Here is a 26,510-nt window from a genome sequence, read left to right as displayed (position 1 = left end):
TGAAGGCGGTGCCCGGGTGGCTCATCAGATAGCAAGCCGTCCCGCCGATGTGGGCGCGCCATGAGCGTGGTGGCTGAACTGACTCCGGTCCGACCGAATCCGATCGGGCGCGGCGCCAAGGGATCTGCCGTATACCGGCTCATCACAACCACCGACCACAAAATGCTGGGCATCATGTACACGGTCACGGCGATCGCGTTCTTCATGGCCGGTGGTTTGATGGCGTTGCTGATGCGTTCGGAACTCAGCACGCCGGGACTGCAGCTGCTTTCCAACGAGCAATACAACCAGTTGTTCACCATGCACGGCACGATCATGCTGCTGTTGTACGCAACCCCAATCGTCTTCGGGTTCGCCAATTGCGTTCTGCCACTGCAGATCGGCGCACCGGACGTGGCGTTTCCGCGGCTGAACGCCTTCAGTTACTGGCTCTACCTGTTTGGCGCATTGGTCACCGTAGCGGGTTTTCTCACCCCAGGCGGCGCGGCTGACTTCGGGTGGACTGCGTACACCCCACTCAGTGACGCCCTACATACACCCGGTGCCGGCGCGGATCTGTGGATCATGGGCCTTGCGGTCGCCGGTCTGGGCACCATCCTGGGTGCGGTCAACATGATCACCACGGTGGTCTGCATGCGCGCACCCGGCATGACGATGTTCCGGATGCCGATCTTCACCTGGAACATCCTCGTCACCAGCATCATGATCCTCATCGCATTTCCGCTGCTCACGGCGGCATTGCTGGGACTCGCCTACGACCGCCATCTGGGGGGCCACATCTATGACCCGGCCAACGGCGGAGTCATCCTGTGGCAGCACCTGTTCTGGTTCTTCGGACATCCCGAGGTGTACATCGTCGCGATTCCGTTCTTCGGCATCGTCACCGAGATCATCCCGGTCTTCAGCCGCAAACCGGTCTTCGGCTACACCACCATGGTCTACGCGACCGTGAGCATCGCCGCGCTGTCCACCGCGGTGTGGGCGCACCATATGTTCGCCACCGGCGCCGTTCTACTTCCGTTCTTCTCCTTCATGTCATATCTGATCGCGGTACCCACCGGGATCAAGTTCTTCAACTGGATCGGCACGATGTGGAAGGGGCAGTTGACCTTCGAGACGCCGATGTTGTTCTCCGTCGGTTTCATGCTCACCTTCCTGCTCGGCGGACTATCCGGAGTCATGCTGGCCAGCCCGCCGATCGACTTCCACGTCACCGATACCTACTTCCTGGTAGCGCACTTTCACTATGTGCTGTTCGGCACGATCGTGTTCGCCACCTATGCCGGCATCTACTTCTGGTTCCCGAAGATGACCGGCCGGATGCTCGACGAGCGGCTGGGCAAGCTGCACTTCTGGTTGACGTTCATCGGTTTCCACACCACGTTCCTGGTGCAGCACTGGCTGGGCAACGAGGGGATGCCGCGACGCTATGCCGACTATCTGCCCACCGACGGGTTCACCGAACTCAACGTGGTCTCCACCATCGGCGCGTTCACCCTGGGCATTTCGGTCGTGCCATTTGTCTGGAACGTCTTCAAAAGCTACCGCTTCGGAGAACCGGTCGTCGTCGATGATCCCTGGGGTTACGGCAGCGCCTTGGAGTGGACCACCAGTTGCCCGCCGCCGCGACACAACTTCACCGAGTTGCCGCGGGTCCGCTCCGAACGTCCCGCTTTCGAATTGCACTATCCGCACATGGTCGCCCGGATGCGCGCCGAATCCCACATCGGCCGGCAGACGCCGTAGTCCGCTTTGACTTGATCATGCGGGCCGTGGCGGGGCGGCCAGCCTGGCGATGCACAGTTCCTGTTCGACGAACGGCTCGAGCCTGGCCGTCACTGCTCGGCTCCGGGAACCGGATCGTCCACCGACGCCCGCTGCGTATTCGACCAGTCCCTGCAGAAGTCCAAGATGGATACCGCAGATCACCTCGGGGTGCTCGCGGGCCAAATCCCTTACTGGGCAGGCGTGTAGCCGGATCACCCGCTCGCGACCCATGACCTGCTCGGCGTCGGCCGACAGCGAGGCCGTCGGCTCGGACTGCGCCGCCAGGTCGGGGCCGAAGCCGATGCGATCGAAGATCTCGGTGGCCAGCACCGCGCCTCGATCGATCGGGTCTCCCGGAGCGCGCTCACCCTGCGAATTCTGCGAGCTCATGATTCGTTCGGCCCACCGCCGTCCCGCACTTCGGGCGCCTCGGGCACGGGCCTGGGCGGTCTGTCCCAATTCCATCGCGAGAACCTCGGCGAGTACTCGGTAATCCAGGCGTTCCTCGACAGCGCGATACCCCGTGCGGGGCCGACCAACGCGTCCACGGTTCATCCGGGTTCGTTCGAGCTTTCCTTCGTCGCACAATGAGTCCAGGTGGAAGCGCACAGTGGTGACATGCAACCCCAGGCGTGAGGCGAGATCGACGGCGTCAATCGCATCGCCGTGTTCGCGCACCATCTGTAGCACTGTTTCACGTTGTCGACTGCGCGAAACCCGTCCTGGTCGGCCGGTTGTGGCTGCGGAATCTCTTCGTTTGGTCACCGGTCATCGCCTCTTATATTTAACGTATACGATCCCTCTATATTAGCGGCGATGGACGGAGGCGCCCCACATGTCCTCAGTAACCCGGCCCCGACAGGCCGCCCGAGCGGCCGTCGATCAGTCGATCTTCGGTGAACCGCTCGGCGTGGGCGAGCGAGAGGCGCAAGATCGCTATTTCGCGTCAGTGGCCCGCCAACGTTGGGAATCCGAGGGCGGGGCGTTGGGTCGACAGCTGCTGGAACCGGTCGGAGAGCAGCGCTAGGCGCGAAGGATGCGGTGGGTTCGCTGACACCGTAGACGTGCTGCGAGAGTTGGCAACTGATCAGGTTGGTTTCGTTGTCCAATCAATGCCGACGTCCCAACCAATGCCGACGTCCCAACCAATGCCGACGTCCCAACCAATGCCGACCGCCGACCCCTAGGTGATTGTCACACCGCCATCGACGACGATGGTCTGCCCGGTCACGTAGCCGCCGGCATCCGAGGCCAGCCACACCAACGTGGCGGCAAGCTCATCGGGGTCGCCCATGCGCGGCAGCACCATGCGGCTGGCTCTGGTCTTCTCCAAGTAGTCGGGTGCGTACTGGTCGGTCATCTCCGACTTGAAGAACCCGGGCGCAATCGCGTTGACCCGGATGCCTTTTCGCGAACCCCACTGCTGGGCGAGATCGCGCGTGAGCCCGAAGACGGCTGACTTGCTCGCGCTGTAAGCAGCCTGAGGCAGTCCCGCGGTGGTGATACCCAGGACGCTGGAGATGTTGATGATCGAACTTCCGGGCTGCATCACCCGCCCGCAGGCCTGCGCCGTCCAGTAGGACCCATTGAGGTTGACGTCGATGACCCACCTGAACTCTTCGGGGGTCTCCCGCACTGCGGGCACTGCGGTGCCGACTCCGGCATTGTTCACCAGTACGTCAACGCGACCGAACTCGTTCATCGCGGAGTCGACCAGCGCCGAACACTGCTCGGGGTCGGCGACGTCGGTCTTGACGATGTGCGCCCGGCGCCCGGCCTGGCGCACCAGATCGGCGGTGGAGTTCAAGTTTTCGACCCGGCGCGCGGCCAGTACGACGTCGGCACCGGCCTGCGCGCACGCCTCGGCGAACGAAACGCCTAGACCGGATGACGCGCCGGTGATGATGACGACCCTGTCGTCGAGCCGAAACTTGTCCAGAATCGACACCGTCGTTCTCCTATCTCACGATCAAGATGCAAGGCAACCCGTTCAGGCTCACAGCTTAGGCATAGGCGGTTCGCAACGATCGACCGGCTTTCGTCAACGATCAGTAGGGTGCGAAAGGCGCTGCGGCGGATCGGCCTACGCGCCCGAAGACTGCAGAGTCGCCGCTGCACCGGGGTCCGGGTTGAGTATCGCCATTCCCATGAAACGTCGCGCGTTGTCGCACATGAAGTCGTAGGTTCGGCGCGCATCCATCTCTTCTGCGTAGTTGAAGAGGCCCTTGGTGTTTCCAACCCTTCGGGGTGCGACCAGTCCGGCCCGAACATCACCTTGTCCCAGCCGACCAGGTCCACGACGTCGGCCACCGAACCCTCCCAGAACGGTGACACCCAGACGTTGCGGCGAAACACGTCGACCGGGTGCTCGTCGAAATTCTGCGGCATCTTCCCCCGGTGCGGACCTGATCAGGGCGACCTTCGCGCCGGCTTGGAGCACGTACTCCAGTTCGCGCAGCGCCTCATCGAGAATGCCGAGCGTGATGACGGGCGTGCTGAACATCCGGTCAGCGAAGGCAAAGCCCCAGTGCTCCCGCATCCACTGGTTGATCGCGTGGATGACGGGCGCGGTGGGCTCGGGGTCTTCGGCGGCGGCGTGCTCGACGAGGTTCGCCAGCGTCGGGTAGTTCAGGCACTGGTCGACGCCCCACCGATCCAGCTCCTTGACGCGATCCTCGGGGTTTCGGGAGGCCTGCGGAGCCTCGATCGGCGTGCCGGTGAGTTGGCGAAGAGTCAAACCCTCGGTGTTGCGGCTGGCGTAGTAGGCCTCGTGGGTACTTGGCGCGGCCACCCGCTCGAACGTGGGATTCGGGATGTAGTCGGTGATTCGGTTCAGAATCGACACCCTTGTCCGCTTTCCGACCTGCACAAACTGCACCGCCCGCGGTTGCGCTCCGGAAGGAACTTCGTCAGGGCCTCCGGCGACTCGTACATGTGCTGGTCCGCATCGAAAATCGAGGTCTCGACAGCCCGGATCATGCAATGAGCATTGCGTGAACAGCAGAGGTAGTCAGGATCGGAAAGGGCCGTATGTAGTTTTCTGTGATGCGTGGACTGGTCAGCTCACTGGCCAGGCTGGCTAACGCCGCCGAGACAGAACCGCCAGGCATCGGCCGCGGTAATGGGTTCTGTGCCCGTGGGCCTCCCACCGAGCGTCTGAGAGTGCGCGGTGGAAACGGTGACCCGCATGACCAGTTCGGCCAGCTTCTCGGCCGAGATGTCGTCGCGCACCGTGCCGGCGTCGACGCCGTTGCGGAGAATCTCCAGCGTTAACTCGTACCACGGCCGCATCACGTGCGCGAGCTCTTCTGGATTCGATTCGAAGAGGCGCATGTAATAGATGGAGAGAGCGCGGCTGACCCGTCCGTGTGATGATTCCGAACTGATCTCGGACATCAAGGTTTTGACCATGATATTGAGATGTTCGAGGGGGTCTTTCGACTTCGACGCGGTGATGGCCTTTCGCGTCATATCCACGAACGCGACGATCTCCTCCTCGAGGACGGCGAGGAGGAGGTCGTCCTTGCTGGCGAAGTGGAGGTAGAACGTGCGCATCGACGATCGCGACTGATCCACCACGTCCTGCAGCGTGAAATCCGGGCGATTGGTCTTTGCGAGCAGCTCCTGCGCTGCCGCGATATAGCGAGAGCCGCGTTTGACGGCGCGCTCACGCGCCGTCTGCAAAGACCTCTCGACAGTGCGACTGCGCCACCCCTGTGCGGCGGTTTTATTGGCGGTGTCAGTCATGTGTCGCTGCTCTCTAAGCAATATCGGTGTACGAACCTGCTACAGACTATAGGCCGCCATAGCGTGTCAACCGGATGTGTCGTTGTGATGCGCCGCACGTAGAAGCCGCAATCGCAGGCAATCGGCGGGGGCCGTGCCTGTCGCCGGCACAACCTCGGCTGGGCAAGAAAGGACTACCTGCTTGCTCTGATTCTGTTATCGTACGTTACCGTCTGCTGACAAAGCTGCGAATCCCGCGCCGAGCCACCGAACAGGAGTGGATGTGGCCCATGTGATGGATGGAGTTCGCGTCCTCGAGGTAGCCGAGCACACGTTCGTGCCCGCCGCCTCGGCGGTGCTCTCCGACTGGGGCGCCGACGTGATCAAGGTGGAACATGCGGAGCGCGGCGACGCGATGCGAGGTCTGGCCAGCACCGGGGTGATCGACCTCAGCGGCGGAGTCCACGTGCTGCTGGAGCACTCCAACCGGGGCAAGCGCAGCATCGGGCTGGATCTGACCAACGCTGGCGGCCGTGACGTGTTATACCGCCTGGTGGCGCAGGCAGATGTCTTCATCACCAACAAGCCGCCGTCGATGCGGGCGCACCTGGGCATCGATGTGGACGACATTCAGCGCAGGAATTCATCGATCATCTACGCGCGAGGCTCGGCGACCGGGCCGCGCGGGGACGAGTCCGAGGCCGGCGGATATGACATGACCGCGTTCTGGTGTCGGGCCGGCGGCGCGGCCGGCGTGATGCCCTCCGAGGACGCCGGGGTGCTCAATCAGCCGGCGCCGGCCTTCGGCGACTCGATCGGCGCGATGACCATCGCCGGGGGTATCGCGGCCGCCCTGCTGCGTCGGGAACGGACCGGCGAGCCCTGCGTGCTCGACGTCTCCCTGCTCGGCGCGGGGGTATGGGCCATGGGGGCTGGCATCGCACTGTCTCGGCAGACCGGTCAGAAGTGGGAACAGCCGCCCCTGGGCTTTGACCATCTCCGCAATCCGCTGGCCACCAGTTACCGCACAGCCGACGGTAGATGGCTGAATTTCACGATGCTCCAAGGGCTCAAGTACTGGCCTGAGGTGGCAACGCTGATAAATCGCGCCGAGTTGGCTGCCGATCCGCGTTTCGAAAGCGCCGCGCTACTGGCCGAGAACGCGCCCGTCGCGGCGCGAATTGTCGCCGACGAGATCGGCAGGCACGACCTCGCCGAGTGGGTGCGGCGACTGCGAACCACGGGCTTCACAGGACAGTGGGCCATCGTCCAGGACAGCGTCGAGGTTGCCGACGATCCGCAGGTACGAGCGAACGACTACATGATCACTGCCCAGTCGAGCAGCGGAGTGGAGTTCGAACTGGCCGCCACACCTGTCCAATTCGACGAGCGGTCCTGCGCCACCCGCCGGGCACCCGACTTCAACGAGCACGGGGACCAGATCCTGCGCGACGAACTCGGCTTGGACGACGAGGCCATCATCAAGCTCAAAATCGACGGCGGGGTCGCCTAGTCATCCGACAGTACGCATGCCGAACACCACTAGTTCACGGAGGACGACAATTGGCCACAAAGGTGCTGGCACCGGAAGTCTCGACCTGGCCGGACGATAACCCACAGTTGGTCGGCAGCAAGTGTGCCGAGTGCACCGCGGTAGTGTGGCCGAAGCAGAACCGCTGCTCGCGCTGTAGCAGTCCCGACGTATCCGAGGAGCGGCTTCCCCGGCGGGGCACGTTGGTGGCGTGGACGACCCAGGGATTCGTGCCCAAGCAACCGTACGCCGGCGGGGAGACGGACGAGACGTTCACGCCGTTCGGGGTCGGGCTCGTCCAACTCGGCGACGCCGTCCGGGTGGAGGCGCGCCTCACCGAGGCCGATCCGGCCAAGTTGCGGTTCGGGATGGAAGTCGAACTCGTCTTCATTCCGTTCTACACCGACGACAACGGTGACGAAATCCTCACGTGGGCTTTCCAACCGGTCTGAACCAACGATACGAAGCCAGGAGTGAACACATGAACGACGTCGCGATCATCGGAGTGGGTCTGCACCCGTTCGGCCGGCACGGAGACAAGTCGGGCATCGAGATGGCTGCCGACGCTGCCCAATTCGCACTTGACGATGCCGGACTCCAGTGGAAGGACATCCAATTCGGAGTCGGCAGCAGCTTCGAAGTGAACAACGTCGACGCGGTGACGGGGCTTCTGGGCCTGACCGGTATTCCGTTCACCAATGTCCAGAACGCCTGTGCCAGCGCCGCCAGCAACATCGAGCAGGTGGCCAACACGATCCGGGTTGGCAAATACGACATCGGCATCGCGATCGGAACCGACAAGCACCCCCGCGGGGCATTCACCGCCGACCCGCGGGTGCTGGGGCTGCCCGCCTGGTATGCCGAGAACGGGCAGTTCCTCACCACCAAGTTCTTCGGCATGAAGATCAACCGCTACCTGCACGATCACGACATCTCCATGGAGACCCTGGCAAGGGTAGCGGCCAAGAACTATCGAAACGGATCGTTGAACCCGAGGGCGTTCCGGCGCACGGTGATTCCCGAAGAGACGATCCTGAACTCGCGCATGCTCAACTATCCGCTGACACAGTACATGTTCTGCGCACCGGACGAGGGTGCCGCCGCCGTCGTGATGTGCAACGCCAAGATCGCCTCGCGATTCACCAGGCAACCGGTGTATCTGCGCGCAACCGAGATCAGGACGCGGCGCTACGGGGCCTACGAGGTGCACAACACCTGCGCGGCCGTCGAGGAGGAATTCTCGCCGACGGTGTATGCGTCCAGGGACGCCTACGAGACGGCCGGGATCGCACCCGACGACGTCGACGTCATCCAGCTTCAGGACACCGACGCCGGCGCCGAGGTCATTCACATGGCCGAGAACGGGTTCTGCGCCGACGGCGAACAGGAGAAGCTGATCGCCGACGGCGCAACGGAGATCGGCGGAAGTATGCCGGTCAATACCGACGGTGGACTGATCGCCAACGGTGAGCCGATCGGGGCGTCAGGTCTGCGCCAGATGTACGAGTTGGTGCTGCAGTTGCGCGGAAAGGCCGAAGAACACCAGGTGCCCGGCTCGCCGAAGGTCGGCTATGCCCAGGTCTACGGCGCGCCCGGCACCGCCGCGGTGTCGATCGTGACGACCTGACCGGGGCGTTCAGTCGGGGGATGTACGGCGATTCATCGGCGCATCTTCACCTCGCGGAGAGTTGTGACGGGTTGTTCTCGCCAAGCAGGCTCTGCGCGACGTCGGCCAGTGCTTCACCCGCGCCGTCGCCGACGGCACGGTCCAGCGCGAGCATCAACTGAACATCCTTGCGTAACAACGCCACAGCGTGATCAGGGAAGGCCTCGCGGCGCAACTCGAACTGGCCGAGAAGATCCAGTGCACGGCTGTGGCCGGAACCGTGCCGAATCGCCGTCGCGGCGGCCGAGCGATCCACGCCCAACGCATCGGCCAGTTCCAAGGCGTGCAGTGCGACGGCGGTGTTGGCGGCCATCATCGCGTTGTTGATCAGCTTGACTCGTTGAGCCGTGCCGACGTCACCGACGTGCAGCACCGGATCGCCGTAGCTCTCGAAGACCGGCCGGCATTTCTCGAAGACACGGGCACCGGCGCCGACCATCACCAGCAGCCGACCGGCGGCCGCCGCCTGGCCGCCCCCACTCACCGGCGCATCGATGAAGTCGACACCGACTTCGCGTGCAGTCTCCGCCAGTTCGCCACACGCGCCGGGGCTGATGGTGCTGTGAACGGCGACCATCCCCCCGGCGGACAGGCCGGCCAGCACGCCGTCGTCGCCGAGCAGTACCTGCCGTACTCCGGCTTCGTCGACCACACATATGCACACGACGTCGGACACCTTGCCGAGTTCCCGCGGCGAGGCAGCGGTCTCGGCGGACGTATCGGTGTACGGTGCCAGTGATTCCGCCCTACGCGCCCACAACGTCACCGGATGGCCGGCATCGATGACCCGGCGGGCCATCGGCCCGCCCTGATCTCCGAGACCGATGAACCCGACCCGCATCCCTACGCCTCCCACTCCAACGGCAACGGGCGCACCAGCCGCACAGGCAGGGTCTCGTACTCCAGCGTCGCCCCCGGCTGGAGCCGGTACTCGGGAATGCGTTGGTGAAACTCGTCAAGGGCCGTTCTCAGTTCGAGGCGAGCCAGATGGGACCCCAGGCAGCGGTGAAACCCGCTGGCGAAAGCGACGTGCGGGCTGCGCTTACGGGTGAAGTCCACCTCCAGTGGGTTATCGAACGTGTCAGGGTCCAGATTCGCTGCGGCCCAGGAGAAATGGACGGCTGTCCCGGCCTCGACCTGGTGCCCGGCGATTTCGACGTCCTTCACCGCGATCCGGGTCGTCGCCGGTACCGGCGTCTCGGTGCGCAGAATCTCCTCGACGACCTGCGGCCACAAGGACGGGTCGGCGACGATCTCCTTACGCCGCTCGGGGTGGCGAGCCAGCCAGGACAGAGCACACGAGAGCGTCGCGGCCACCGTGTCCAACCCGGCGATCATCAAGAGAAAGAGGATGTCTAGCACTTCCTCGCGGGTCAGCTTTTCACCGTTGCGTTCGGCCTCGGTGAGCCAGGTGAGAAGGTCATCGCTCTTGTGGTCGGCGGCGGCCCGCTTCTCCAGCACGTCATTGAAGTACATGTAGCACTTCATTCCCGCCATGTTCTGACGCTCTACCGTCTTCTCCATGGGTTCACCGGGTTCGACGCGAAGGAGGTCGTTCTTGTTCTGGATGAACATCGCGACATCGGAGTCCGGTATACCGACGATGCGGCAGAAGATCGTGGCGGGCAGGATCGCGCAGAACCCGTCGTAGACGTCGGCCTCACCGCGATCGATGAACGTGTCGATCAACTCGTTGGTCAACGTGCGCACCGCCGGCTCGAACACCTTGACCTGCTGGGGCGCGAAAAGGGGGTCGAGCACCCGCCGATAGCTCTTGTGCTCCTCACCGTTGTAGTTCAACGGAATCAGATCCCGTTGCGCCCCGAGGCCGAGTTCGTCAGACATCTTGTTGGCCAACGAAAATGCCTCCACCGATGGATGATGGTTGAACTCGCGTACCTCGGCCATCCGCAACACCTGCAGTGATCCGTCGCCTGTGCGCCGCGCCGGACAAGTCGCTGCGAGTTGCGCCAGATAGGGTTGATGTTCCGCGTCGCGGAAGCGGGCCACGTCCTCGGGATCGAACCCGAATCCGAAGGCACCTCCGTACTGCTCTGCCATGCTCGTCTCCTTTTTTACGCGATCTCAATGAAAAGCTCAGCCCGGGTGTGTCATTCGAGTTCAGGTGAATCGGCCAACACGTCGTGCCACATCTGCAACAGCAAATGCTTCTGGGCCTTGCCCGAGGGCGTCATCGGAATCTCGTCGACCACGCGCCACGCCTGCGGGAACTTCTGACGGGCTAGCCCCGATCCGTCGAGATGCGCGGCCAAGTGCGCGCGGCCCGGCCACTGCCAGCCGTCGCGCAGTGTCACGATGCCCGTGACCTGCTCTCCCAGCCGAGGATCCGGCGTCGCAATGACGGCGGCCATGGAGATGGCCGGATGCCGCACGATCACTTCTTCGATGTCGCGCGCCGAGAACTTTTCGCCTCCGCGGTTGATGATGTCCTTCTTGCGGCCGGTGACGCGAACCCAGCCGTCCTCGGTGACGCTTCCGATATCGCCGCTGTAATACCAACCCTCGGCGTCGACGCTGGCGGCCGTGTGCTCGGGCTTGAGGTAGCCGAGCATCTGCTCGAGGCAGCGCAACCGCAGCTCGCCCTGCTCCCCGGGTGGAAGCGGCCGGCGATGATCGTCGACCGCCTGCACCTGGGCGCCTGCCACGACACGACCGTCGAAGTTCGCCCGCCGTTCCAGCGGCTCGGAAGGGCTGGCGAGGGTGAGTGAAGGCGCCTCTGTCATACCCCACGATCGGAACGCCCTGATACCCAGGGCGTCGGCACGATAGACCAGGTCCGGGTCGACATTGCTTCCGCCACCGAGGAATACGGACAGGCGGAGCCCGGTGAACGCCGGATTTTCGTAGCGCTCGACGAGGTCGCGCAGGAACACCGACGCGCCCGCAGAAATCGTCACCGCCTCCCGGTCGATGAGCTTGACGGCGGTGTCCGGATCCCACCGCGGCATGATGACCGCGCGCCCGCCGGCCAGCACCGGCACGATCACGGCCGTGAGCAGCCCGGCGATGTGGCTGATCGGTGCACCCATGAGGGCGACCATGTCGCTGTCGAGCCCGATGGTCGTCAGCCACGAATTCGCCTCCGCCATCACCGTCCGACCACAGTGCACCGCGCCTTTCGGTGCGCTGGTGGTACCGGAGGTGAACAGGATCAGATCCGGCTCGTCGGGCCCCGGCGGGTCCGGCAGCCGCGCGCCGGTGCCTGTGGGCAGACCGTGGCCGTCCAGGTCGATCACCAGAGGGGCAGGGTGGCCCGCCCGCGTGGCCTCCTGCCCGGCCAGCGCGACCTTGCCCAAAACCTCGTCGGAAGTCCCGCAGAACGCGACGGCCTGCGGTTGGCTGTCGGCCAGAATGGAGCGCAGCTCGTGTTCTCGGTACACCGGCACCACGGGCATGCTGACCAGTCCGATGCGCCAGGCAGCGAAGTGCAGGATAACGCTCTCGAGGCGGTTCGGCAGTTGCCAGAGCAGGCGGTCGCCCGGTTTCAGCCCGCAGCCGATCAAGCCGTGGGCGACGGTCTCACTGCGTTGGTACAGATCGAGGTACGTCAACCGGTTCTCGCCGAGCACCAATGCTTCTCGGTGGGGCCAGCGCTCCGCTGCGTGGGTCAACAGCCATCCCGCCGTGGCCGTTTGATCCGTGGCCGTTTGATCCATTGCTCAACCCGTTTCGCGGTCGCAGTGCCCACCCGTCGGTCAGACGCCGGCGTCGGCCTTCGCTCTGGCCGCGTAGAACCGCTCCTTGTACTCGGCACGCGTCGTCGTCGAGGTGTCCACGTGGGCTGCTTTCGCGCGAAGGGCGCCGACCGTGAACTCCTTGCGTTGGTTGTCGGTCAGCGAGGGAAGGTTGAAGAACCGGATCGCGTTCTCATGCGACATCATGTTGATGTCGGCGTCGGTGGCACAACCATCCTTGAAGTCCTTCCAGAACACCTCCGGGGCCCAGGGCCACTGAGCATCGGAGTGCGGATAGTCGACTTCGATCGAGATGTTCTCGATGCCGATGCGGTCCCGCATGTCGACGGCGGCCGGGTCGGCCACCACGCATGCGAGGAAGTGCTCGCGGAACATCTCGGTCGGGGTGGTCTTGTCGAACTTGTGTCCAGTCCATCGGTGGTTGTCGACATGGCGGTCGAGACGATCCAGGACGTAGGGGAGCCAGCCTGCGCCCCCTTCAGACAGTGCGATCTTGAGGTCTGGGAATTCGTGGAACACGTGGCTGAACATGAAGTCCATCATCGGCTTCATGGTCTGCATGGTCGCCAGCGTGACAGGGACGTCGATCGGGGCGTCCGGTGCGGTCTGCGGGAGCACACCGCTGGACCCGACGTGGATACAGATACGGGTGCCCTCGTCCGCACATGCCTTGAAGAACGGATCCCAGTAGCCGCTGTGGATGCTGGGCATTCCCAGGTCAACCGGCTGCTCGGTGAAAACGATTGCGTGGCAGCCCTTCCTGGCGAGTCTACGCACCTCCTGAGCGGACAGCTCGGCGTCCCAGGCCATCGGAATGGCCAGCGGAATGAACCGATCCGGGTATGCGCCCGCCCACTCCTCGATGTGCCAGTCGTTGTAAGCCGATACGGCCGCGGCGGCCAACTCCTTGTCCGCGACAGTGTTGAAGAACGCACCGCTGAACCGGGTGAAGGTCGGAAAGCACATTGACATGGCGATGCCGCCGGCATTCATGTCCTCGACGCGCTTGTGGATGTCGTAGCAACCCGGCCGCATCTCGGCATAGCCGACGGGATCGAAACCCCATTCGTTCTTGGGCCACGTGATAACGGCATTGAGGCCGAGGTTTCCGTTGCTCTCACCCTCCCAGACCCATTCCTCCACACCCTTGTCGGTGACCACGGCCTTGGGCATCCGGTCCCGGTATTTCGCCGGAGCATGGTTCTTGTACACATCGGGCGGCTCGATCGTATGGTCGTCGACGCTGATGATGATCATGTCTTCCAAGCGCATCTCGGACATCTCTTGCTCCTTCTGGTGAGTGTGGACAATCAATCAATCTTTGAGTCGCGGCAGACCCAGGGCTCGCGCGGCGATCTGTTCCCTCATCACCTCGCTGGTTCCGCCGTAGATGGTCGAGGCGACCGCAGCACGGTAGAGGTGCTCGATCGTGCCGTTGTCGATCGCACCGGACTCCCCGCGCTGCAATACGCCTGCGGGGCCGCACAGGTCGAGCGCTTGCTGCGCATTTCGGAGATAGCTTTCCGTGCCGTACAAGGCCGCCATCGGCCCGATCAAGCCAAGCGGGATCCCGCTGTCCAGCCGGTTGCTCTGCAGTGCGCCCATCAGAGCGGCCACCTCGTTTCGGATGCGGACCTGGGCCAGCGTGGTGCGCACCGCCGGGTCGTCGAGCGGCGTGGTGCCGTCGGGAGTTTCGGTCTGCGCCCACTTCTCGATCGCGGCGGTGACGACAAGGGACTCGGGCACCAGACCGCCGGTGTGCTCTTCCTCGATGGCTACGCGCAACACCCGCCATCCTTCGTTGACTTCGCCGAGCCGGTGAGAATCGGGAATCCGAACGTCGGTGTAGTAGACAACGTTGGTGCGCTCACCGCCCAGGGTGTGCACCGGTTGGATTTCGATCCCGGGGGACTCCAGTGGGGCGAGGAACATGGTGAGGCCGCGGTGCTTGGGTTGTTGCGGATCGGTTCTGGTGAGCAGGAAGCAGTAGCGGGCGAGATGGGCGAAGGTAGTGAAGACCTTCTGCCCGTTGATGATCCACTCGTCACCGTCCCGGACAGCTCGCGTCTTGGCGGCCGCCACGTCGGACCCCGAACCGGGCTCGGTGTAGCCGAGACAGACCAGACTCTCGCCGCGGGCGATCTCGGGTAGAACCTTCGCCTTGAGCTCGGCGCCGCCCCATGCGCGGATCGCGGCGGCCGCCATCGGGGTCGCCTTGGGGCCGACGGTGGGTACGCCCGCAGCGGTCAGCTCGAACAACAGCGCGTCGGCCTCGCCGGCAGTGAGCCCCGCTCCGCCCTCCTGCTCGGGAAAGCGGGACAGGATCCAGCCCCGCCGGCCCATGGCTCGATGGATGTCCAGGTTCACGCCGTCACCGGTGCGGTACTCGTGCTCGCGAACCGCCTCGGTGACGTGCTCGGCCGCGAATTCTCGAGCCTGCGCACGGATGGCGCTGATGCCCTGTGCTTCCCGGAAATTCATCAGGTTCCCGACCCGTAGAGAAGCTCACCCAGACGGGCCAGTTCCTGCTGATAGGCGCCGACCAGCAAGGGCAACGCCTTGGCGCGCCGGTAGTACATCCCAATGTCGTACTCGGTCATGAACCCGTAACCGCCGTGCACGCGAAGGCAGTGTGTCACGGTCTGCTGTGAGATTTCCCAGGCATTGACGAACGCCATGGCGGCAAGCGCTTGGCTGTCTGGTTCCTGCTCGTCGATTGACCACGCCGCCTTACGCACCAACAGCCGGGCGCCCTCGACGGCCGTTGCGGCGTCGGCCAGCGGATGCGACACCCCCTGGTAAGACCCGATCAGTCTGCCGAACTGAACCCGGGTGCGGGCGTAGTCCACTGCGATCTCGATGGCGCGACTTGCCATTCCGACGAGTTCGGCAGCGATCAGCACCCGGATATCGCTCTGCAGCGCCGCCCACAACCCGTCCGCTGCCGCACCCGACGCGAGCAGCCGTCTGTCGGTGGAGTCAACAGGCCACAGGGCGCTGCAGCCAGCGTCAAGCGTCTGCGGGCGCACCACGCCGTCCGGCCGTGGATGCCACCACAGCCCGGTGGCGTCATGGGTCAGTGCTGCGTCGGCGACAGTGCCGGCAGGCACCAGCACGGCGTCTTCGGTGACCCGCCCCTGCATTGGCACCACTGTGAGAAGCGTTGTTCCCGAGGCAATTTCCGCTACATGAGCGCCGCAGCGGGCCGCAGGATCGGCCGCCAACCGGTACGCGCACGTCGCCGGGGTGAACGGTGCGGGAGCGAGATGTTCGCCGATCATCTCGGCGACGATCGAGGCGAGCAGCAGACCGCCGGCGTCTCCAGGCAGCCCGACGTCGAGCGCGCCTGCGCCGATCAGCAGGTGCCATAGGTGCCCGTCGGCTCCGCTATGGGAGCTCTCAACCTCACGTATCCGCTCGGTTGTCGCCTCGCGTTCGAGGAGCACCCGAAAAGTCTTGGCGACCTGTTCCTCTATTTCGTCGAAGATCAGTTGCATAACGATGGTCAGCCCACCGGCCGCAGCTGCGACATGTCGAAGTTGAACAGTTCGGCCGTGGTGCCCCCGACCATCTTCTTGGTGTCGTCGAAGGGCACGTCCGCGAACAGGCGCCGCACCACCTCGCGCGAATTGGGAAAGGTGCCCTCGTCGTGCGGATAATCCGAGCCCCACAGCAGCGGGCCGGGGCCGGTGAGCGGTAGACCGTTGATGGCCGCCGGGTCGTCTTGGAATGTGGCGTGGATGTTGCGGACGAGGTATTCGCTGGGCTTACGGGGAAGCTCCGGTTTGACCCAGCCGTACCCCATGAAGGCGTCGGTGTAGAAGTCCAGAGTGGACATGGCCCACGGGATCCAGCTGGCATTGACCTCGACCATCACCACATGCAGATCGGGGTAGCGTTCGAACAGCCCGGAGGTGGTGAGCAGGCCCGCCGTGCGCGGCGCCATCGATTGGGTGGCAAGCAGATTCGACACCGAAGCCCCTGGCCCACGGTAGAACACCATGTCGTGGCCAGTGCCCTGATGCATGACGATCGGCAGACCGGTGTCGTTGATCGCCGTCCACAGTGGTTCCCACCGCGGGTGGTTGTAGGGCGGTTCGCCGACGAGCGGCAGCATGGCCGCGGCGAGCCCGATCTCGGCGATGTGCTCGACTTCTGACACCGCGACGTCGACGTCCCAGGTCGGTACCACCCCCGCACAACGAAACCGCGGCGATCGCTTCTCCAACAGATCGTAGATCCACTCGTTGTAGATGCGACAGCATGCGGCACCGGACTCGGCGTTCGTCATGTTCCACAGGTACAGACCGATGGTGGGGAAGATGCATTCGCCCGCGATGCCGTCGGAGAGCATCACCTCCACGCGACGATCCGCATCCAGGTTCTGGATTCGCTCCAACTCGGCGGTGCCCCACCCGCGTGGTGCACCGTTGATCATCAGTTCCCAACCCCCGTCGCCCTTGGCCTGGATCATTCGGGGCGCATCGCCCCTCAGACTCTCGGGCAGGTTGTCCCACCAGAGGTCGTGCGGCTCCTCTACATGTGCGTCTGCGGATATGAGGGCGACTGACGAGAAATCCATGCTCACCTCGAGGTGCTGAACGTTGTTGACGACTTGGGTAATCGTGAATGTACTTCAGCGGTAATGACTATGTCCATCTTTTGATACATTGGCATCGCACTCATGGCCCAGGGGAGGATTGAGCGTGATAACACTGGAGCAGACCGGTGCCGTACGGCGCCTGATCCTCAACCGGCCGGAGAAGCTCAACGCGATGACGGCGGCGATGGAGGAACTGCTCGTCGCGGAACTCGAGGACGCGGCCGCCGACACCGACACGGTGTGTGTGGTGATCTCCGGCGCAGGCCGCGCGTTCTGCTCGGGATTCGACCTTGACGATATGAAGCGCGCCGGGGACCTCGGCGACGCGGCGGCCGATCTGGCGAACAACACGGCGCGGGTGCAGCGATGGATGAGGATCCGCGATTTCGCCAAGCCGTTGATCGCCCAGGTCCACGGCTACTGCCTGGGCGTCGCCAATGAACTCGTCGGCTGCTGCGACCTGATCGTGTGCGGCGAGAGCGCGCGGTTCGGCATGCCCGAGGTCAGGGAGTTCGCGTTGCCACCCACTCTCGGCTTCTGGCCACACCTGCTGGGGCCGGCCCGCACCAAAGAACTGTTGTTCACCGGCCGCCTCGTCGACGGTGCGGAGGCCGTGCGCCTGGGCCTGGCCGTCGACGTCGTCGACGACGAGTCACTGGCAGGCAGAGTGGACGAACTCGCCGAGAAGATCGCGACCGCCTCGCCGGCGGCGCTGGCTGTGGCCAAGCAGGCCGTCAACAGCTGGGTGGACAGCGCGACCGCCGCCGCGATCCGCCAGGGCCCCGCCTTGCACAGCGTCTATCACCAGGCGATTCGCGGCGATCGCTAGTGACACACGTCACGTCCGGCCGGCGTCGGCCAGCATCATCTTCGCCGCCTTCTCGGCGGCCGCGATCGTCGGCGCATTCGTGTTGCCGCTGGGCGCGGTGGGAAAGATCGAGGCATCGACCACGCGCAGCCCCCGCAGACCGTGGACTCGCAGTTCGGCGTCGACCACCGCATCGGTCGAGCTGCCCATCTTGCAGGTGCCCATCGGGTGAGATGCGCCCCACGCCGATTGACGCAGGAACGCCTCCCAGTCTCCGTCGGTCTGCACGGCCGCGCCCGGAAGCGCCTCGCTCTTCACGTGCCGGGCGATCGGTTCGCTTTCCATCACGCTGCGGGCCAGTCGGCAGCCGGCCATCAGGTCGTCGAGGTCGCGGCGGTCGGCCAGCAACTGGTGCTCCAGGATCGGCAGGTCCGACGGATCCGCCGAGCGCAACCTGACCCGCCCCCGCGAACGCGGATGCAACACGGTGTTGACGACGGTGACGGCGGGCCGGTCGAGCATCTGCATGGCCGCGACATCGTGGCTGCCGCTGTGCGACAGCACTTCCGCCGACTTGTCAATGCCCGAACCGCACAGGCCCATCGCCATGAACAGCCCTTCGTAGTCGGGCCGGGTGCTGTCCTCGTGCAGCTTGGCGAACAGCAGCGCATGGGCCGCGGGCGAGGAGATCGCTCCGCCGCCGCGTGAGGCGAAGGCAACCGCCGCTCGGAGCATGTCCTTCGGTCCCATCTCCACGTTGAGGGTCGGGATCTTCATGTTCCAGACCATGTTCGCGATCGGGTGTTCCTGCAGGTTGGCTCCGACGCCCGGCAGGTCCGCCACCACCGGAATGCGGTGGCGGTTCAGTTCCGCGGCCGAGCCGACGCCGGACAGCATCAACAGTTTCGGCGAGGTCAGTGCCCCTGCCGAGAGCACGACCTCGCGGCGGGCCCGAGCCCGGATTACCTTGCCGCGGCTCTCGAGGCTGACGCCTACCGCCCGGTCACCGTCGAAATGCACCCTGGTGACGGTGCAGTTGGTCAGTATCTGCAAGTTGCGCCGATGCCGGGCCGGACGCAGGTACGCCGCCGAGGTGCTCTGCCGCAATCCGCGCCGCTGATTGGTCTGCGCCACACCGACTCCGAGCTGGTCGCCGCCGTTGTAGTCGTCCAATACCTTGTGGCCGGCGACCTGCGCGGCCTCGATGAAGAGGTCGCGGGTGGGATGGGCCACCCCTTCCGCGCTGACGTGGATCGGCCCGGAACCGCCGCGCCAGTCGTCGGCGCCACCCTGGTATGTCTCCGACCGACGGAAGTCGTCGAGCAGGTCGGCGAACTGCCATCCCGCAGCGCCGTCGCGTGCCCAGCCGTCATAGTCGCGCGGATTGCCTCGGACCCAGATCATGCCGTTGACCGAGCTACCGCCGCCGAGCACCTTGCCCTGCATCCATAGCGTCGTCTGGTTGTTGCGCGAGGGATCGGGTTCATCGACGAAGCGCCAGTGACTGTCCACCTTGGCGAGGCCGGCGGGAATATGGAACAACGGGGAGCGGTCCCGGGGGCCCGCCTCGATCAGCAGGACGGGGTGCCTGCCACCCGCGCTCAACCGGTTGGCGAGCACACATCCGGCCGATCCACCACCCACGATGATGTAGTCCACTGCTAGATTACTGACCATTGTCATTCGTCATTTTCTGAGTAGATGCATGTGTAGTTTGAGACACTAGCACCCGGTTCATTCAGAAAGGACATGATGACAGACAGCGACCATCTGCTGCTCATTAACGGGAAGTTGGCCGAGGCTGACGCGGGTGCGACTTTCGCCAACGTGAACCCCGCGACCGAGGAGACCCTCGGCACGGCTCCCGATGCTTCCGCGGCGGACACCGACCGCGCCATCGCCGCGGCGCGCCGCGCCTTCGATCAGACCGAATGGGCATCCGACGTCGAACTCCGGAAACACTGTCTGCGACAGTTGCAGTCGGCGCTGGAATCCGAGCGCGAGGCGCTACGCGCCATCCTGGTCGCCGAAGCGGGCGCACCGGTCATGTCGACGCACATGGTGCAGTTGGACAATCCGCTGGACGACACCCTGCCGTGGTCGCTGTCGTCGATCGACGACTTCCTGCGTCCGCGCGACCTTCCCGACAACGAGGTGTTGGGGGTCAGGAACCGGCGCTGGGTCTGCAAGGAAGCCGTCGGCGTCGTCGGCGCCATCAGCCCGTGGAACTATCCATTTGAAGTGCTGATGGGCAAGCTCGCCCCGGCGTTGGCGACCGGCAACACCGTCGTGGTCAAGGCCTCACCGGAAACACCGTGGACCGCCACCACGGTGGGCCGCATCGTCGCCGAGGCCACCGACCTCCCCGACGGCGTGGTCAATGTCATCACCTCGGCCGACGGCGCCCGGGGACGTCAACTGGTCACCGATCCCCGAGTGGACATGATTTCGTTCACCGGATCGAGTGCCACCGGCAAGCGGATCATGGCCGACGCCGCGAACACCCTCAAGCGCGTCTTTCTCGAACTGGGTGGAAAAAACGCGCAGATCATCCTCGACGACGCGGATCTCTCCGCCACTGTTCCCGTCGTCGCGATGAGCCTGTGTTTCCACGCCGGCCAGGGCTGCGGCATGCTCTCCCGTCTGCTGGTGCCCCGATCGCGATACGCGGAGGCGGTGGATCTCGCGACCGCCGGGATGCAGGCGGTCGGGTACGGCGACCCGACCAACCCGCAGTTCATGATGGGGCCGCTGATCAGCAGGGCACACCGGGATCGGGTGCTCGGCTTCATCGACACGGGTGTCAAGGAGGGGGCGCGGGTCGCCACCGGCGGCGGCGTTCCCGAGCGGTTCGAGCGAGGGTTCTTCGTCGAACCGACGGTGCTGGCCGATGTCGACAACACGATGACAGTCGCACGTGAGGAGATCTTCGGGCCGGTGCTCGTGGTGATCCCGTTCGACGACGAAGATGACGCGGTGCGCCTGGCCAACGACTCACCGTACGGGCTGACATGCGGGGTGGCGGCTGGCTCGGAGGAACGTGCGATCGCGGTTGCCGAACGCCTGCGTGCCGGCAGCGCCTGCATCAACGGCGGCCAGTACTACGGTCCGGACGCACCGTTCGGCGGCTACAAGCAGAGTGGCTTCGGACGTCAGGGCGGCTTGGAAGGCCTGGAACAGTACGTACAGACCAAGACCTTCGGCGCCGCAATCCCGTCGTAATCCCCCGTTGACGGAACCCCACGGACACCGCGGTCGTTGGATGCCTCGTGGCGTCACAACAGGGCGGGCCGACCGCCCGTCGTTCACCAGCCGAGATGGCCGACCGGCTTCTCGAGATCAAGCGGATCTACCACGAGCCAAGTATCGACCGTTTCCCGCGAGGCCGGCAGGTCTTCGAGCGGTTCCCCGACGCCCAGCGCATCGAGGTGCCCTCCCACCAGGCCATCACCGGCCTCTACGGCAACGCGGGCAACGTGGAGGACTGGGTGCGCATCAAGCGCGAAACACTGGTGCTCGGCGAGAAGAAGAGCCTGTCGGCGCGACGCAACGAACGCTCGAGTGATTGGATCGCGCCCTCCACGGCCAACGGCTGCGCGATGGCATGCTCCTACTGCTACGTTCCGCGGCGCAAGGGCTACGCCAACCCGATCACGGTATTCGCCAACATCGAGAAGATCACCGGCTACCTCGAACGCCACGCCGCGCGCCAAGGGGAAAAGCCGGAACCCAACCAATGCGACCCCGTCGACTGGGTCTACGACATCGGCGAGAACAGCGACTGCTCGGTCGACGCGATGGTGTCGGAGAACGTGCGCGATCTCGTCGACCTGTTCGCCCGAATACCCAACGCCAAAGCCAGCTTTGCCACCAAGCTGGTCAACCGCGACCTGTTGACGTATGACCCGCGCGGCGGCACCCGGGTGCGGTTCAGCCTGATGCCCGAACAGACGTCGCGACTGGTCGACATCCGCACCTCGAAGATCGCCGACCGGATCGGCGCGCTCGACGACTTCGTCGAAGCCGGCTACGAGGTGCACCTGAACCTCAGCCCGGTGATCGTCCACGAGGATTGGTTGACCGAGTGGTCCGATCTGCTCGAGCAGATCGCCGACCGCACCGACGATCGCACCAAGCGGCAACTCGCCGCCGAGATCATCTTCCTCACCCACAACGAGGGCCTGCACGAGGTCAACATGGGTTGGCATCCCAAGGGCGAGGACCTGCTGTGGCGCCCCGACCTGCAACAGGCCAAGCGCAGCCAGAGCGGGCAGTGGAATGTCCGCTACAAGACCCCGTGGAAGGGGCGGTGGGTGCAGCAGCTCACCGACCTCGTCGCCGCCAAGTTGCCGACCTGCCGGATCCGCTACGCGTTCTGAGCACTCGGGTTTTACCGCCCCCGTCCTCGGGTAGACCAAGCAGACGCTGCAACCAGACGGCGAGAAGCACCTTCGGAAGGCGGCGCCCCCACATGCTCGATTTCATCTGTCCGACCTGCGGAAACCTCGGGTTCGAAGAAGCCGTGTGCGCGACGTGCAGCCGGGAGGCCGGCGTCGAGTCCGACGTGCGCGACCCGGTCTCGGCGGAGCAGTAAGCGATGGCATTTCATCCGGCCGACGTGGTGTTGGCCACTACTCGGCTGTACTCCTCGCTGCCCGTGGTGGGTCGGCATCTCGAGCCGTTCGCCGGGCTGACCGCGATGGCGCTCTGGGGTGGGCATTACGCGCCCGCAGCCCTTCGGGCGGCGATCACCCGTCGCATCCCCCGACCCGCGGCGGGCAAGGCCATACCGGCCGAGGCGGCAGCAGCGGCCGAACTGGCCGCTCCGGCGGCCCTGACCGCCGGCGATCGCCTTCCTCCGTTCACGCGGTTCCGCGGCCAGCGTCGACGGTGTCTGTACCGCGGATCCATCCGCTACGGGGAGCATCCCGCGCAACTGCTCGACGTATGGCGGCGTCCGGATCTGCCGGACGGGCCGGCGCCGGTGTTGCTTTTCGTTCCTGGCGGCGCGTGGGTTCAGGGCAGTCGGGTGCTGCAGGGCCACACTCTGCTGTCCCGACTGGTCGACGAAGGGTGGATATGCCTGACGATGGACTACCGGGTGTCACCCGTGCATCGCTGGCCCCGCACATCGCCGACGTCAACGCCGCGATCGCCTGGGCGCGCGCGAACATCGACCAGTACGGCGGAGACCAAGACTTCGTGGCCATCGCGGGCTGCTCGGCCGGCGGTCACCTCGCCGCGCTCGCCGGTCTGACCCCTGGCGACCCGGCTTTCCGTGGCGAGTTGACTGAGGACGCCGACACGACCGTGGATGCTGTCGTGGGGATATACGGCCGCTATGACTGGCAGGATCGATCGACCGCGACGCGCCGGAATTTCCAGGGTTTCCTGGAGCGGGTGGTGGTGCGCCGAAGTCAATCCCGCCACCCCGAGGTCTATGCCGCCGCGTCTCCGCTGGCTCGTCTGCACGAGAACGCGCCCCCGTTCTTTTTGATCCACGGCGAGCAGGACACCATCATCCCGGTGCAGGAGGCCCGCGACTTCCACGCGGCACTCGACGCCGTTTCCCGAAATCCGGTGGCGTACAGCGAGGTCCCACGGGCGGGCCACGCCTTCGACCTCGTCGACGCCGCACATGCACAGCGCTGCGCGGCGGAGGTGTCGGAGTTCCTCACCGCGACGCGCGCAGCGCACAAGTCCGAGAATCGAGCGGCGGCCGCCGTCTGACCGCTCAGCTGGCCCAACTGGGCAGCGACATCACGCCGAGGCCGCGAGCGCCGTTTCCTCGACAGCCTGCTCGCGGATCTGATCACGCAGCGTGCGAAGGGCTTTGGCGAGCATGCGCGACACGTGCATCTGCGAGTAACCCATGCGCTCGGCGATCTGTGTCTGGGTCATGGATTCGAAGAACCGCAGCGTCAGGACCGTTCGCTCGCGCTCGGGCAACGCGGCGATCAGCGGGCGGATCGTCACGACGTCGATCACCTTGTCGAGGTTCGGATCGACATCGCCGAGCGTGTCACCGATCGACCAGTTGTCGTCGCCCGGGCTGGACTGCACGTCGGTGGAAAGAGTGGAGTAGTTGCTGCTGGCGATCGTCGCCTCGACGACGAGTTCGCGGTCGATGCCCAGGTGTTCGGCCACCTCGGTGGGCGTCGGAGCACGCCCCATTTCCTGGGACAACTCGCTGCGGGCCTTGACCAGCTGGCTCTGGAGATCCTTGAGGCGGCGAGGAACCTTGACCGCCCAGCCGTGGTCACGGAAATGCCGCCGCACCTCACCCATCATGGTTGGTACGGCGAAGGACAGAAACTCCGCGCCGTTGTCGGGGTCAAATCGGTTGACCGCGTTGACCAGACCGACACGCGCCGCCTGCACTAGGTCGTCGAGGGATTCGCCGCGATTCCGAAATCGGCGCGCGATGTGGTCGGCAAGCGGCAGGGCTCGTTCGATGATTGCTTCGCGCTGACGTCGATACGCCACCGAGCCTTCGTCGAGGGTCTTGAGACGTCGGAACATCTCGGTTACTTCAGCGTATTCGGCACTTGGCGCAGCCACCGCAAAAGCTCCCATCCGTACTCGGCCATGCTGGTAACGCGGCTCGGATCTGAACCTCGGGTGAGAAGTTGTTACCCCCGTCTGCGGATAGTTCAAACATGCGGTGTCGCTCAGCGCGCGTGTCGGCCCGTCGAGCGTTCCGACCGCCCGCCGCTGAAGGGCGCCCTGACCAGCCAGCTGTCCCACAGCGCGCCCGTCAGCCCGGCGACACCCAGCCCGATCAGGCCTGCCGACGCGACCATCACCTCGATGTTCATGTAGGTCTGATACCCAGCCGGCGGCGAACTACAAACTCCCGTCCGGTGTCGTCACGCACCGCCGCGGCTAATCCGGACAATAGCGCCGAGACCTGCGCGACCTTCTGGTATGACTCCGGCATGGGTGAGTCGCAAATGTCCCGTAGCTACGTCGGCCGTGTCGGAGGGCTCGCGGTGGCCCTGGGCGTCGGGGCCGCGCTCGTCACCGGCCAGATCGGGGCGGGGTCGGCGTGGGCTGACGGTACGGACGGGGCTGGGGGAGAGAAGTCGTCGGTCTCGGACCCCGCAAACACCCCGGACACTTCGGACGACGTCGCCGCATCGACGACGGACGCGGGCACTTCGCAGGTGGCCGATGGCACACCGGTAACCCACGACGACGATGACGATGTCGTCGTGGATGACGAGCCCGTCGACCTCGTCGCGCCGGCCAAGCGCACCGCGCGTGACTCGAGCACCGCCATTGACGTCGGCGACGCTGTAATGGACGCGGCACCCGACGTAGCGCCGGACACGGCCCTCGATGCAGCGGCGACGATCGTCGACTCCGAAACCGGCGGGCCAGAGGAGTTCACCGAGACGCGGGATGCGCAGCCGCAGCCGATTGCCGACCCGGCAGCCGCTGATTCCCTGCGGACGACCGTGCTCTTCGCCGACGAAAGCCGCGACTCACGGCCGCCGGCGCCCGAGTCGAAGCCCGTCGCGGGCACCGTCGGCCTGCTGTCCAGCGTGCTGACCGCCGTGCTCGCCCCGTTCGTCAGCGGCGGCCCCGCCGCGCCCGCTCCGCCGCCGGTACCGCTGGCGCTGATGGCGATGGCGCGGCGCGACTTCGGGGGAGCACTGTTGGCCAACTCGGCTACCGTCGATTCGGTGAGCACCCCGTTGGCGGCCGAAGCGACGTTCACCGGCAGGCCCTCGCTCGTCACGCAGGTGTTCGTCGCCGGGCTTCGCCTGATCAAACCGGTGCTGGGCCTGTTCGGTGTCGAGTTGAACGGTACGAGCGCGCGGATTCCGTTCTTCACCGACGGCAAACCGCCGTTCTTCCTCACCTTCGGCCTCAACGTGGCCAGTTCGGAGTATCAGGGCTGGAAGGTGTGGACGCTGTCGCCGTCCACCGCGCCTCCGGAGAAGGTCGTGGTCGCCGTTCACGGCGGGTCGTTCATCGCGACAGCCAGCCTGTTCCACTGGTGGACCTACGCCGACATGGTGCGTGACGCCGGCGCGACGGTCGTCGTACCGCTGTATCCGCTGGCCAACGAAGAAGGAACCGGTGGAACGGCCAAGACGGTGGTGCCCACCGTGGCGGACTTCATCGCGGATCACGTCGCCGAATACGGTGCCGAAAACGTCAGTGTGATAGGCGATTCCGCCGGTGGCTCGATCGCGCTGGCCGCGACCCAGCTACTGGTCCAGCGGTGCAACGGCGAACCCGAGTGTCTCGCTGCGACACTGCCGGGACACATGGTGCTGTTGAGTCCCGCGCTCGACGCCGGCGTGACCAATCCGAACGTCGCACTCGTCAACGATCCGTTGCTCAACCCCACGATCTCCAAGCGCAACGGGCAGTGGTGGGCCAAGGGTCTGGAAACCGCAGATGATCCCGACGGCACCAAGAACCCGTTGGCCAGCCCGCTCTTCGGCTCGCTCGAGCACCTCCCACCGACCGCGGTGTACGCCGGGTCGCTGGACTCTCGGACTCCCGATGTTCTTGTGCTGCAAGAGAAAGCGAATGCGACACCGGGCGCCGATTTCACCTTCGAGCTTCGCAAAGGACAATTCCACGACTGGACCATCTTCGCTTTCCTCCCCGACGGGTACACCGAGCGGCCGAAGATCTACCGCGATCTCGGTCTGCTCGACGACAACTAGGAGCCA

The 26,510-nt window shown here is 65.1% G+C and carries 23 protein-coding genes and 2 pseudogenes; 11 read left to right on the top strand and 14 right to left on the bottom strand.

Annotated elements, in window-relative coordinates; genetic code table 11:
* The first annotated feature begins 60 nt into the window (after positions 1-60).
* A complete protein-coding gene (gene ctaD, locus ABQE89_RS06660; RefSeq protein ID WP_448415370.1) occupies positions 61-1,746 on the top strand; it encodes an aa3-type cytochrome oxidase subunit I in 1,686 nt (561 codons plus the stop codon).
* 15 nt (positions 1,747-1,761) lie between these two features.
* Here ctaD and ABQE89_RS06655 read toward each other — a convergent pair whose 3' ends face one another.
* The gene (locus tag ABQE89_RS06655; protein ID WP_448415368.1) at positions 1,762-2,448 is read right to left on the bottom strand and encodes a helix-turn-helix transcriptional regulator; all 687 of its coding nucleotides are present in this window, start codon (positions 2,446-2,448) and stop codon (positions 1,762-1,764) included.
* A 154-nt stretch (positions 2,449-2,602) separates the two neighbouring features.
* Between ABQE89_RS06655 and ABQE89_RS06650 the strand changes: the two genes are divergently transcribed.
* Positions 2,603-2,794 carry a hypothetical protein gene (locus ABQE89_RS06650; RefSeq protein WP_448415366.1) on the top strand — a complete coding sequence of 64 codons (192 nt, stop codon included), beginning with the start codon at positions 2,603-2,605 and terminating at the stop codon, positions 2,792-2,794.
* A gap of 156 nt (positions 2,795-2,950) precedes the next feature.
* Here the strand turns inward: ABQE89_RS06650 and ABQE89_RS06645 are convergent, their stop codons facing one another.
* From ABQE89_RS06645 to ABQE89_RS06635, 3 genes and pseudogenes are all read right to left on the bottom strand, one after another.
* Positions 2,951-3,715, bottom strand: coding sequence for an SDR family NAD(P)-dependent oxidoreductase (locus tag ABQE89_RS06645; RefSeq protein WP_448415364.1), 765 nt, complete (start codon positions 3,713-3,715; stop codon positions 2,951-2,953).
* A gap of 135 nt (positions 3,716-3,850) precedes the next feature.
* Positions 3,851-4,746 (bottom strand): annotated as a pseudogene (locus ABQE89_RS06640) (hypothetical protein).
* Positions 4,747-4,830: 84 nt separating this feature from the next.
* Positions 4,831-5,514, bottom strand: a complete 684-nt coding sequence (locus tag ABQE89_RS06635; RefSeq protein ID WP_448415362.1) for a TetR/AcrR family transcriptional regulator — start codon at positions 5,512-5,514, stop codon at positions 4,831-4,833.
* Positions 5,515-5,788: 274 nt separating this feature from the next.
* Here ABQE89_RS06635 and ABQE89_RS06630 point away from each other — a divergent pair, with 274 nt between their 5' ends.
* The 3 genes from ABQE89_RS06630 to ABQE89_RS06620 are packed head-to-tail and all read left to right on the top strand — an operon-like array spanning position 5,789 to position 8,651.
* Positions 5,789-7,006, top strand: a complete 1,218-nt coding sequence (locus ABQE89_RS06630) for a CaiB/BaiF CoA transferase family protein (protein WP_448415360.1) — start codon at positions 5,789-5,791, stop codon at positions 7,004-7,006.
* Positions 7,007-7,056: 50 nt separating this feature from the next.
* Entirely contained in the window at positions 7,057-7,476 is a 420-nt protein-coding gene (locus tag ABQE89_RS06625; RefSeq protein ID WP_448415359.1) for a Zn-ribbon domain-containing OB-fold protein, read from the top strand.
* A 29-nt stretch (positions 7,477-7,505) separates the two neighbouring features.
* The gene (locus ABQE89_RS06620) at positions 7,506-8,651 is read left to right on the top strand and encodes a thiolase family protein (protein WP_448415358.1); all 1,146 of its coding nucleotides are present in this window, start codon (positions 7,506-7,508) and stop codon (positions 8,649-8,651) included.
* Positions 8,652-8,697: 46 nt separating this feature from the next.
* On the opposite strand, the gene ABQE89_RS06615 is transcribed toward ABQE89_RS06620, so the two are convergent.
* The 7 genes from ABQE89_RS06615 to ABQE89_RS06585 form a co-directional block, all read right to left on the bottom strand.
* Entirely contained in the window at positions 8,698-9,531 is an 834-nt protein-coding gene (locus ABQE89_RS06615) for an NAD(P)-dependent oxidoreductase (RefSeq protein WP_448415357.1), read from the bottom strand.
* Positions 9,532-9,533: 2 nt separating this feature from the next.
* Positions 9,534-10,751 (bottom strand): cytochrome P450, encoded by a 1,218-nt coding sequence (locus ABQE89_RS06610; RefSeq protein WP_448415355.1) that lies wholly within the window; start codon positions 10,749-10,751, stop codon positions 9,534-9,536.
* Positions 10,752-10,801: 50 nt separating this feature from the next.
* Positions 10,802-12,322, bottom strand: coding sequence for a class I adenylate-forming enzyme family protein (locus tag ABQE89_RS06605; RefSeq protein WP_448415353.1), 1,521 nt, complete (start codon positions 12,320-12,322; stop codon positions 10,802-10,804).
* Positions 12,323-12,406: 84 nt separating this feature from the next.
* Positions 12,407-13,687: an amidohydrolase family protein gene (locus ABQE89_RS06600; protein WP_448415351.1), complete on the bottom strand. Its 1,281-nt coding sequence runs from the start codon at positions 13,685-13,687 to the stop codon at positions 12,407-12,409.
* 33 nt (positions 13,688-13,720) lie between these two features.
* Entirely contained in the window at positions 13,721-14,887 is a 1,167-nt protein-coding gene (locus ABQE89_RS06595) for an acyl-CoA dehydrogenase family protein (protein ID WP_448415349.1), read from the bottom strand.
* Positions 14,887-15,903 carry an acyl-CoA dehydrogenase family protein gene (locus ABQE89_RS06590; RefSeq protein WP_448415347.1) on the bottom strand — a complete coding sequence of 339 codons (1,017 nt, stop codon included), beginning with the start codon at positions 15,901-15,903 and terminating at the stop codon, positions 14,887-14,889. Before ABQE89_RS06590 ends, ABQE89_RS06595 begins: the two co-directional genes overlap by 1 nt.
* 8 nt (positions 15,904-15,911) lie before the next feature.
* Positions 15,912-16,988 (bottom strand): amidohydrolase family protein, encoded by a 1,077-nt coding sequence (locus ABQE89_RS06585; protein WP_448415345.1) that lies wholly within the window; start codon positions 16,986-16,988, stop codon positions 15,912-15,914.
* 124 nt (positions 16,989-17,112) lie between these two features.
* Between ABQE89_RS06585 and ABQE89_RS06580 the strand changes: the two genes are divergently transcribed.
* Positions 17,113-17,838 (top strand): enoyl-CoA hydratase/isomerase family protein, encoded by a 726-nt coding sequence (locus ABQE89_RS06580; protein ID WP_448415343.1) that lies wholly within the window; start codon positions 17,113-17,115, stop codon positions 17,836-17,838.
* Positions 17,839-17,847: 9 nt separating this feature from the next.
* Here ABQE89_RS06580 and ABQE89_RS06575 read toward each other — a convergent pair whose 3' ends face one another.
* A complete protein-coding gene (locus ABQE89_RS06575) occupies positions 17,848-19,494 on the bottom strand; it encodes a GMC family oxidoreductase (protein ID WP_448415341.1) in 1,647 nt (548 codons plus the stop codon).
* A gap of 75 nt (positions 19,495-19,569) precedes the next feature.
* On the opposite strand from ABQE89_RS06575, the gene ABQE89_RS06570 reads away from it, so the two are divergent.
* The 4 genes and pseudogenes from ABQE89_RS06570 to ABQE89_RS06555 all read left to right on the top strand — a co-directional run bounded on the left by ABQE89_RS06570 (position 19,570) and on the right by ABQE89_RS06555 (position 23,547).
* Positions 19,570-21,039, top strand: coding sequence for an aldehyde dehydrogenase family protein (locus tag ABQE89_RS06570; protein ID WP_448415339.1), 1,470 nt, complete (start codon positions 19,570-19,572; stop codon positions 21,037-21,039).
* Between the two features lie 47 nt (positions 21,040-21,086).
* Positions 21,087-22,196, top strand: coding sequence for a spore photoproduct lyase family protein (locus ABQE89_RS06565; RefSeq protein WP_448415337.1), 1,110 nt, complete (start codon positions 21,087-21,089; stop codon positions 22,194-22,196).
* A 92-nt stretch (positions 22,197-22,288) separates the two neighbouring features.
* Positions 22,289-22,411: a hypothetical protein gene (locus ABQE89_RS06560; RefSeq protein ID WP_448415336.1), complete on the top strand. Its 123-nt coding sequence runs from the start codon at positions 22,289-22,291 to the stop codon at positions 22,409-22,411.
* A 3-nt stretch (positions 22,412-22,414) separates the two neighbouring features.
* A pseudogene (locus ABQE89_RS06555) lies at positions 22,415-23,547 on the top strand (alpha/beta hydrolase fold domain-containing protein).
* 30 nt (positions 23,548-23,577) lie between these two features.
* Here ABQE89_RS06555 and ABQE89_RS06550 read toward each other — a convergent pair.
* Positions 23,578-24,393 carry a SigB/SigF/SigG family RNA polymerase sigma factor gene (locus ABQE89_RS06550; RefSeq protein WP_448415694.1) on the bottom strand — a complete coding sequence of 272 codons (816 nt, stop codon included), beginning with the start codon at positions 24,391-24,393 and terminating at the stop codon, positions 23,578-23,580.
* Positions 24,394-24,488: 95 nt separating this feature from the next.
* Positions 24,489-24,635, bottom strand: a complete 147-nt coding sequence (locus ABQE89_RS06545; protein WP_448415334.1) for a hypothetical protein — start codon at positions 24,633-24,635, stop codon at positions 24,489-24,491.
* Between the two features lie 120 nt (positions 24,636-24,755).
* Between ABQE89_RS06545 and ABQE89_RS06540 the strand changes: the two genes are divergently transcribed.
* Complete coding sequence (locus ABQE89_RS06540) at positions 24,756-26,504, top strand: alpha/beta hydrolase (protein WP_448415331.1); 1,749 nt, start codon at positions 24,756-24,758, stop codon at positions 26,502-26,504.
* The last annotated feature ends 6 nt before the right edge of the window (positions 26,505-26,510 follow it).

It is taken from the genome of Mycolicibacterium sp. XJ1819 (genome assembly GCF_053483675.1).
This window is presented reverse-complemented; position numbering and strand designations above follow the sequence as displayed.